The 9021-nt window shown below is 46.3% G+C and carries 6 protein-coding genes; all 6 read left to right on the plus strand.

The window, feature by feature from the left end:
• The first annotated feature begins 38 nt into the window (after window positions 1-38).
• The 6 genes from RB151_RS22840 (at window position 39) to RB151_RS23865 (ending at window position 8609) form a co-directional block, all read left to right on the plus strand.
• On the plus strand, window positions 39-452 hold the full coding sequence (locus tag RB151_RS22840; RefSeq protein ID WP_145927313.1) for a hypothetical protein: 414 nt from the start codon (window positions 39-41) through the stop codon (window positions 450-452).
• An 88-nt stretch (window positions 453-540) separates the two neighbouring features.
• A complete protein-coding gene (locus RB151_RS22845; protein WP_071548975.1) occupies window positions 541-747 on the plus strand; it encodes a TraR/DksA C4-type zinc finger protein in 207 nt (68 codons plus the stop codon).
• A 56-nt stretch (window positions 748-803) separates the two neighbouring features.
• Window positions 804-1193, plus strand: coding sequence for a hypothetical protein (locus tag RB151_RS22850; RefSeq protein ID WP_071548976.1), 390 nt, complete (start codon window positions 804-806; stop codon window positions 1191-1193).
• 62 nt (window positions 1194-1255) lie between these two features.
• Window positions 1256-3484 (plus strand): type IV conjugative transfer system coupling protein TraD, encoded by a 2229-nt coding sequence (gene traD / locus RB151_RS22855; RefSeq protein ID WP_071548977.1) that lies wholly within the window; start codon window positions 1256-1258, stop codon window positions 3482-3484.
• Complete coding sequence (mobF, locus tag RB151_RS23860) at window positions 3484-5538, plus strand: MobF family relaxase (RefSeq protein ID WP_158516042.1); 2055 nt, start codon at window positions 3484-3486, stop codon at window positions 5536-5538. The genes traD and mobF overlap by 1 nt, the downstream gene beginning before the upstream one ends.
• A complete protein-coding gene (locus tag RB151_RS23865) occupies window positions 5433-8609 on the plus strand; it encodes a conjugative transfer relaxase/helicase TraI domain-containing protein (RefSeq protein WP_145927314.1) in 3177 nt (1058 codons plus the stop codon). The genes mobF and RB151_RS23865 overlap by 106 nt, the downstream gene beginning before the upstream one ends.
• Window positions 8610-9021: the final 412 nt, after the last annotated feature.

Raw genomic sequence — 9021 nt, forward strand, 5'->3', positions numbered from 1 at the left:
TTAGTTTTAATTCCATTTCAGATACAAAAGTTATTAATTTGACAATTAATCAATCTACTTTGAAAGATGTGAATAAGCTATATGAAACTGAAAGGAAAGGAGACTTAGGATATAAACTTGATCCTTCCAAAGTACCAATACAAGATGTTGTTGAAGCAAGTGTTGTTATATATGAAGGAAAATTGAAAGTTGTAAGTTTTACATTTTACGATTCTAAGTATTCTTACTTGAATGAGTTATTGAAATCAAAGTACAAGCTAATTAGCGAAGAGAATAATGTAGTCTCAAAGTTGACAACCTTTGAAAATAATGGCGATATGATCTTCTTAAAAAGTAACGGAGGTAAGTATATAGAACTAATTTATGTAAACAAGGAATACAATATATTGGTTAATAAAAGTGTTAATAAAAGAAAAGAAAAAGAACGTGATAATGACTTTGGTCATTTATAATCCTAACGCACTTCGTTTGTTAACGATCTATTCCCCTAAATAATAAATTTTTCAGGGGAATAGACCGTCTCGTCTCAAGAGGTTTCCAATGGCTGATGAAATTGATGTCTCTCAAGCTGAGAGCGATTTTTTGCTGTCTCTAAGATTGAGTCAACGTGCTCAATATCAGGGGCAGAGTGCAAAAGTGTGTGTTGAGTGCGGTGATAATATCCCGCTTGCTCGTCGAATCGCGTTACCAGGCGTTCAGCACTGTGTGGGGTGTGTCGAGCGCCAAGAGTTGTTCCGCTCCAGATAATTATTCTCCACATAAATATCATCGAATTTTTTCTTAAAATCTTTATTGAGGTTACAATGAAAAAAACAATCCGTAATAAAGCGGTGTTCGCTTTATCGTTACTATTTTTGTCAAATATCACCTATTCATCAGAAGAAAAGAATAAACTTGATGAAGTTATGCTTTATTTTACATTATCTCAATGCAGTGAGTATGTGATTGGTACTCAATATCCCGATAGAACGCTTGAAGAAAATATAACGACTTATTTGGATTACCTAAGAATAGACAAAAAGGATATTACGCTTCTCTCACAAGAAATCATTAAATTTAAAGACACCTTACCCACATTAGGCCTTGTATTATTCAACAATAATGCAAATAGAGATAAGGACGTATCCTTTTGTGCAATAGCCTCATCGCATTATATTGAACAGCTAAAAAATAAATTGGGATTAACAAAATAAGTTTTCTTCCATCTCCAGCTTTAAATTCTATCCTTTTCCTTATTAATTAGAGTGATTTCATTATGAGTTCTACCAAGCATATTACGCAGGGTGGACAAGTCTTTAGCTATATGCTCGGCATGTTCATGCAAGTGAATAAGCGAATATCTTTTTGGCTTATTCTGGTTTTCTTGATCATCTTTCCGGTCATTTTTTATTTTAAAGTGCCGCTGCAAGAAATTAAAAATGGCGGATTATATTGGTGGTTATATTTAACCGCAGGCGGTGAAAAAGCCTTATATCGCGTGGCACCAATTTATGAAGTGGATTTTGATGGTCAACTTTATCAGTTTACGTCTGATGCGATATTAAAAGATGACTACATGATCTATGCCGGTAATATCGTGCTACAAGAATTGGGATTATCCTTATTATGGGCGTGCATTATCGTCATTGTGCTATTTTTTGTCATCTACCGTGTCTTTCATGGCTTAGGTAAGCGCCAAGCGAATGATGATGTGATTGGTGGGCGTACACTCACGGAAGATATTAAGCATGTTCGCAATATGCTGCATGCACGACGCGAAGCGTCGCCTATTACTTTTGACGGATTACCCTTGAAACTTAACAGTGAAGTGCAAAATATGCTAATGCACGGCACACCAGGGTCAGGGAAATCAAACACTATAAATAAGCTGCTAATTCAATTACGAAAGCGCGGTGACATGGTCATTGTCTTTGACAAAGGGTGTTCATTGGTCAAACGACATTATAACGAAAATATTGACAAACTTCTAAACCCACTTGATGAGCGTTGTGAAAATTGGGACTTATGGGGGGAATGTTTAACCACGCCGGATTTTGACAGTGTGGCAAATACGCTTATTCCACAAAGTACCTCGGAAGATCCCTTTTGGACGGGATCTGCGCGAACCATTTTTACAACGGTTGCTGCCAAACTTGGTTCTGATGACCAGCGCAGCTATAACAAGTTATTACGCACCTTACTGGCCATTGATCTAAAGTCATTACGCGCGTATGTCGAGAAAACTGAAGCCAGTAACTTGATGGAAGAAAAAGTCGAAAAAACCGCTATTTCTATCCGTGGGGTGCTGACCAACTACGTCAAAGCGTTACGCTACCTACAAGGGATTGAGCGTAATGGTAAACCGCCATTTGCTATTCAGGAATGGATGAAAAGTGTCAATGAACCGAAGCAGCGACAAGGTTGGTTATGGATCACCAGTAATGCCCGTCAACATGAGTCGTTAAAACCGTTAATTTCCATGTGGTTAGCGCAAGCCGCGAATTGTCTATTGGAGATGGGGGAAAATCCTGAACGCCGAGTCTGGTTTATTTATGATGAATTAGCCTCACTGCACAAATTGCCGGAATTACCGCAAGTTTTATCTGAAGCCCGTAAGTTTGGTGGATGTTTTATTCTTGGGTTTCAAAATAAACCACAGCTTGACTACACCTACGGTCATGATTATGCCAACGCCATGATGGATTTACTGAATACCCGCTTCTTCTTTCGCTCTCCTGATGAAAGTGTGGCGAAGTGGGTACGTGACCAACTCGGGCAAACACGCAAAAAAGTGGCGAGTGAACAATACAGTTTTGGCCCTGAAACGGTACGTGATGGCGTGTCATTCAGTAAACAACAAGAGGATGTCGATTTAGTCAACTATTCTGACGTGCAATCGTTACCCGATTTGGATTGCTACATCACGCTGCCAGGCCAATACCCTGTTGTCAAAATCTCGATGCGCTATGAAAAAATCAAACCGATTGCGGCAGAATTTACGCCTCGACCGATTAATGACAGCTTAGACCAAGAAATTGAAGCTGAGATTAAATCCCGAATGCAAGAGGATGCGCTCCCCGCAGTGATGAATCAAATAATTGATAACCTGATTAGCGGCAAACCGATTGAAACACCCGTTGATACGGCACAAAACAATATCGCTCCGGAAGTGGCTCAGACACAACCACAGTCTATCGTTGAGCTCACATCGCAGTCAGTCACACAAAACTCCACGCCGATAACAACGGAAACCGCAGCATCCGACCATCCACCGGAAACCCAAGGCGGGCAGGAGGTCATCATTGATAACGTCAAAGTGAACACCGAAACAGGGGAAGTTCTTGGACGCGTGATTGATGGAGAAGAAAATCCCTATGATCAATATGACAGTTACACACGCATGCGACAGGAAGAAAAGGAGATTTTGGATGATCCGCATACTAAAAATGTGAATTCTTCACCAGATTTAGATAGCGAATATGATAACGGTTGGGGGAAATGGTAATGCTGACTGTTGCACCGATTGCCAATAATGCGGCAAATTATTATACCCATAAAGACAATTATTATTTCCTCGGTAACCTTGAAGCCCGTTGGATGGGCGAAGGCGCTAAATCACTCGGATTAGAGGGGGAAGTCACCAAAGAGCAACTTGGTGAAATTCTGGAAGGGCGTTTACCCAATGGCCAAAGTCTTGAGCGCATGGAAAATGGTAAAAACGTCCACCGCGAAGGGCAAGACTTAACGTTTTCGGCACCGAAAAGTGTTTCTGTATTAGGGCTAGTGCTAGGTGATAAGCGCATGATTGACGCGCACAATCATGCGGTCGAGGTTGCCCTGAAAGAGGTGGAGAGCCTCGCGTCAACGCGGGTGATGGTTGACGGCAAAACCTCGCTGGAAATGACCAAAAACTTGGTTATCGCCGCATTTAACCATGATACGTCCCGCGAGCACGACCCTTTAGTCCATACGCATGCCCTTGTGATGAACATGACCGAACACAATGGCGAGTGGCGCACGTTATCCAGTGATACACAGCAAAAAAGCGGCTTCAGTGAGGCGGTTTATGCATTGCAAGTGTCATTAGGGCAAATTTACCGCCATGCTTTACGAGAGCGAGTCGAAAGCTTTGGTATGCAAACTCATGAAACGGGAAAAAATGGGTTATGGGAAATCGTGGGTGTGCCTGTTGTGCCTTTTTCGCAGCGACATTACCAAATCATGGATGCGGTGGGGCATGAAGCCTCACTCAAATCCCGTGATGTGGCTGCGCTTGATACTCGTCAAGCCAAAACAACCCCTGAAAAAAGTGAGTTGCTGACTGACTGGTTTGACCGCTTGGATAAAAATGGCTTTGGTCCTGAAGAACGCAAAGCGTTTTACGCTGAAGCCGAGCAGCGTCTTGCCAAAGGGGAAGCCGGTTCGGCTTCACGGGAGATACCGCCCGATATTAGCCGGGCGGTGACGGATGCTATCGCGCTACTCAGTGATAAACAACTTAGCATGACCTACAGCCAAGTGTTGGCTAAAACCCTTGGGGGATTGGAAGCCCGTGCGGGCATGATAGCGCAGGTACGTGAAGCGATTGATGTCGCGATTGAACAGCGTCAACTTATTCCACTGGATGAGAAAAAAGGGCTGTTTACCTCGTCCATTCATTTAATGGATGAGCTGAAGCTGCAACAAATCGCCACCGACATGAAGCAACATAACCGTACCGTCAGTTTTCAGGCGCGGACAGAAAACCTCAGCCCCGTGATGGAAAAAGTAGCCGATACCTTACCCAATATTGCGATTGTCGCCAGTCAAGGACTCGGTAAAGCACAACGAGACGGGGTATTAGACGGTGTCACGATGGCACAATCACAAGGGCGTGACGTAGCGGTGATGACCCTTGATACAACCAGTCGTCAAGCCTTTACCAATGATACGCGTTTTGCAACTGTGCCGAAAATGACTTTGGGTGATGGCCAACCGCTTAAACCCAACAGTACCTTGGTGGTTGCCAATGCCGAAAAACTGTCATTGAAATCGGCTTTATCTCTACTGGAAAGTGCGCAATCTGCCAATGTGCAAGTGCTCATGATGGACAGTGGCGGGCGCAAAGGCACGGGGAACGTGTTGGCCACCTTGCAAGATGCGGGGGGGCCACGTTTTCAAGGCGAGGCTTCCGCTGTCTTAACGGTGAAAACGGCACACATTCCCGATAAAAATCATCGTTATGCGGCACTGGCGGCGGATTATGCACGACTGCACAGCGACATGAAACCCGTGGTTGCGCAGGTCAGTGGCGTTCGGGAACAAAAAATCGTGACCGATACCATTCGCCAAACGCTCACCGAGCGCGGGATGCTCAGTGAAAAAACGGTGACGGTGACACAGCTCAAACCCGTATGGCTCGACAGCCATTCGCGCAAGCAAATCGACAGTTACCGTGAAGGCATGGTGATGGAGTGTTGGAATGCGGACAAAAAGAGATTGAGCGTTTTACCATTGACCGTGTCACACCTGAAACCCGTTCCGTCACCTTGCTTGACAGTCAAGGGCAAAAACAGGTGATGAAACCCCAGCAATTCAATGGTCAGTGGAGTGCGTATCAGCGCCAAACGATGGACATTGCTCAAGGTGAGCAGTTAACGATATTGGCGAAGCAAAACAAACTCTCTGCACGTGACAGGGTCACGGTAACTGGGTTTATGCCAAATGCGATTATGGTTAACTTTAATGGCAAAACCCATCGGATTGATGTGCGAGACGGTGTCAAAGCCGATTACGGCTATGTTACCGCGCCAGGGCAGCAGGCTAACGATACGGGTACAGTGTTGTTGGCCGCGTCAGCACGTGATACACAGCCCACTTTACTTAATACGGCTGCATGCAGTGGTGAACATATTACCGTGTATACGCCCCTAGATAAGATGGAAACAGAGCGTCGTTTATCGCGTTCGCCTGTCTATCAGCAAGCACTACTGTTAGCGGGGGTTGAAGGATTGTATGGCAAAGCCATTGAACAAGCGGCCGATAAAGCCACGGAAGCGTTATTGTCTAAGCCCGAAAAAGCCCTGCAACAAGGCATGACATTAGCGCAAGAGAGTCAGGTTTTTTTCTCGCGCATCGATGCAATTGCCAAAGCGTTACCATTACACAACTCGCTGGACAGTCAATCGCTGGGGAAAGCCTTTGACCGCTTAGTCGCCCAAAAAGCCATTATCCCCGTGACCAGTGGTAAAGGAGCAGCCCAACAACACTACGTGACGGCCAGTACCTGGGAGATGGAAAAGCAAATCTTGACCACCATTTTAGCGGGAAAAGGGACGCAAACCCCACTGATGGAGTCTGTACCCGATGCCGTACTGGTGGGGTTAACGGAGGGGCAAAAGGCAGCGACCACATTGATTTTAACCACGCGTGACCAATTTGTTGGTATACAAGGCTATGCAGGGGTGGGGAAAACGACCCAGCTGAAGGCTGTTCTTAAGGCGCTGGACACACTCCCTGCAGCGCAGCGGCCGGAAGTCATAGGCCTTGCGCCCACGCACAGAGCCGTCGGGGAAATGGCGGCAGTGGGGGTGAAATCACAAACTTTGCATGCCTTTTTGATGGATGCCAATCAACGCCAACAGCAAGGGGAGGTACTGGATTTTAAAAACACCCTGTTTTTAGTGGATGAAGGGTCGATGGTCGGTAACAAAATTATGACTGAAGTGTTAGACGTGATTGGGCGCGGTGGCGGGCGAGCGCCAATTTCAGGGGATAGGGCGCAGTTATTGTCGGTGGACAGTGGTGACCCATTTTCCCTCGCGCAAGACCGTTCAGCGCTGACGACTGCGGTTGTGAACGAAATTGTGCGGCAAAGACCCGAGCTTCGTCCTGCCATTGAAGCTATCATCGCGGGTCAAGTTCAAACGGCTATGGATACAATGAATCGCGTGGCGCCGGATGTGGTTCCCCGTCGAGCGGGAGCGGAACTGCCTGAACAGTCGGTGATAAATTCAGGCGACAAGGTCATCACGCATATTCTCGATGATTATCGTGGGCGAACGCCTGAAGCCCAAAAAGAGACGCTGATTGTGGCACAAACCAACCGTGATAAAGATGAACTTAATCGCGGTATTCATCAAATCTTAGTCGAGCAAGAGCAATTACAAGGGGGGAAAGACGTCCCGATATTGGTGCGTGAGAGTACGCGCACAGAGGCCTTGCTATCAACAGCGGGGATGGCGGCACATGCGGGTAAAATTGCCCTCATTCAAGAGCAGTACTATCGAATTGAAGTGACCCGTGAGGGGGTAAATGACGGGGTTGTGACGCTGGTTGATGAACAAGGGAAAGGGCATTTACTCTCAGCCTTTGAAAGTAGCTTGCGAGATATCGGTATTTACCGCCAAGAAACCCGCCATATCGCAGCCGGTGAAAAAATCAATTTTACCCGTACAGACAAAGAGCGTGGGCGCGTGATGAACAGTGATTGGACGGTCAGTGAGATTAGTGAAAACGGGCAAATCACTCTTACTAAGGGCGACGAATCTCGCGTACTTAATCCGAATAGCGAATTGACAGACCAACATCTGGATTACGGCTATGCGGGCACGGCATACAAAGCCCAAGGAGCAAGTAGTCTGTATGTGATTGTCCTCGGTGGTGTCGAATCAGGACGACGTATGCTGGCCACTTTGCGTGATGCGTATGTGGCTTTATCTCGTACTAAAGCGCATGTCCAAACCTACAGTGATGACTTGGATAAATGGACAAAAGCCATCGAAAATCCAGGAAACCGGCAGACTGCGCACGACGTGTTGTTAGCTGAACAAGACCGTGCCGCCAAAGTCGGTAATCAATTGTTTAACCATGCGAAACCCCTTAATGAGACGGCGGTAGGTCGAGCTTTAAGCCGTCAAATAGGGTTGGGCGAGTTACACGAAGGAAAGTTTGTTTACCCGTCCACCAAGCATCCCGAACCGCATGTGGCGTGGCCTGTGTTTGATGAACACGGCAAGTCTCAAGGTGCGATGCTGCAATCCATTGAACTTGAAGGCGATAGATTACAAGGGCTTCGCGCTGAAGGGCGTTTACTGGGGAGTGAACAGGCGCAATTTATTGTTGTGAAACCCAGTCAAAACGGGCACACCGTGATTGTGAACAGTCTAGAGTCCGCCTTTGAGACGATGGCCCAGCAACCTGAACAGGGCGTGGTGGTGCAACTCAATCACGATGAACGTTTACACACGGCCATGATTGAAAAAATCACGCAGGGGGAAGTGGATAACGCCTATGCGAATCCGAATGCCGCGCAAACCGATAAAGCGGACAGTGACCCGAAAAATCTGCAAACCCCGGAGGAGCAGGCGATTGATAAAGCCTTAAAAGGGGCTGAAGCGGCCTTGCGTCAGCAAGCAGACAGCGACACCAAGGCACCTGAGCTCAACGAGGACGAGCTGCGGCAGGTGATGGCACAAGAGCGTGATAGCTTGCTGAAAGGGGAGCATGACTTAATGGAGGCGAAAGAGCGAGTCATTGAAAAGGCTGTTCAGTTTGAGCGTGAACATCAGCAGCAACAACGGGACGTCTTGCGTCAGCAAGAACGTGAAATGGTGATGGAAAAATCCCGTGACCGTGAGTTTGGTGATTAAGTTTCTGTTATTTCTGTTTTAACCCGCATTGTCGGCGATTTCCGCCAGTTTCATTTAGTTTTCTCTCGCGTCGAACCTCAAGTTTTATCACAAATTTTGTGAATAAATCGCGCCTTTATCGTGAAGGCGTTGCTTGCTTGAATGCGCATAGAGTGCTAAATTAGCCGACAATTGATGTGAATTTTGTGGCTGCCACGCCGAAAGGTGGCAAGTGATGGGATGTAACACACGAAATGTGCTGTGAACCCAAATAGAAAACCCCTGTAATCTTCTTCATTCTTGGCGGAGCGAAAAGATTATCAGGGGTCATCAGAGCAATTCCGCTAGGGGTAATGTTGAACTCCTAGCGGGGAGTATAGAATTATGCGTAAAAAAATACAACTCCTTCCGTACAACATAAGTGCGGAGAAGC

The organism is Providencia rettgeri (assembly GCF_001874625.1).
GTDB classification, from domain to species: domain Bacteria; phylum Pseudomonadota; class Gammaproteobacteria; order Enterobacterales; family Enterobacteriaceae; genus Providencia; species Providencia huashanensis.

What these genes read in the sequence shown, in the direction of transcription:
- RB151_RS22850 (WP_071548976.1), top strand. Translation starts at nt 804, where the DNA reads ATGAAAAAAACAATCCGTAATAAAGCGGTGTTCGCTTTATCGTTACTA.
- RB151_RS22845 (WP_071548975.1), top strand. Translation starts at nt 541, where the DNA reads ATGGCTGATGAAATTGATGTCTCTCAAGCTGAGAGCGATTTTTTGCTG.
- traD (WP_071548977.1), top strand. Translation starts at nt 1,256, where the DNA reads ATGAGTTCTACCAAGCATATTACGCAGGGTGGACAAGTCTTTAGCTAT.
- mobF (WP_158516042.1), top strand. Translation starts at nt 3,484, where the DNA reads ATGCTGACTGTTGCACCGATTGCCAATAATGCGGCAAATTATTATACC.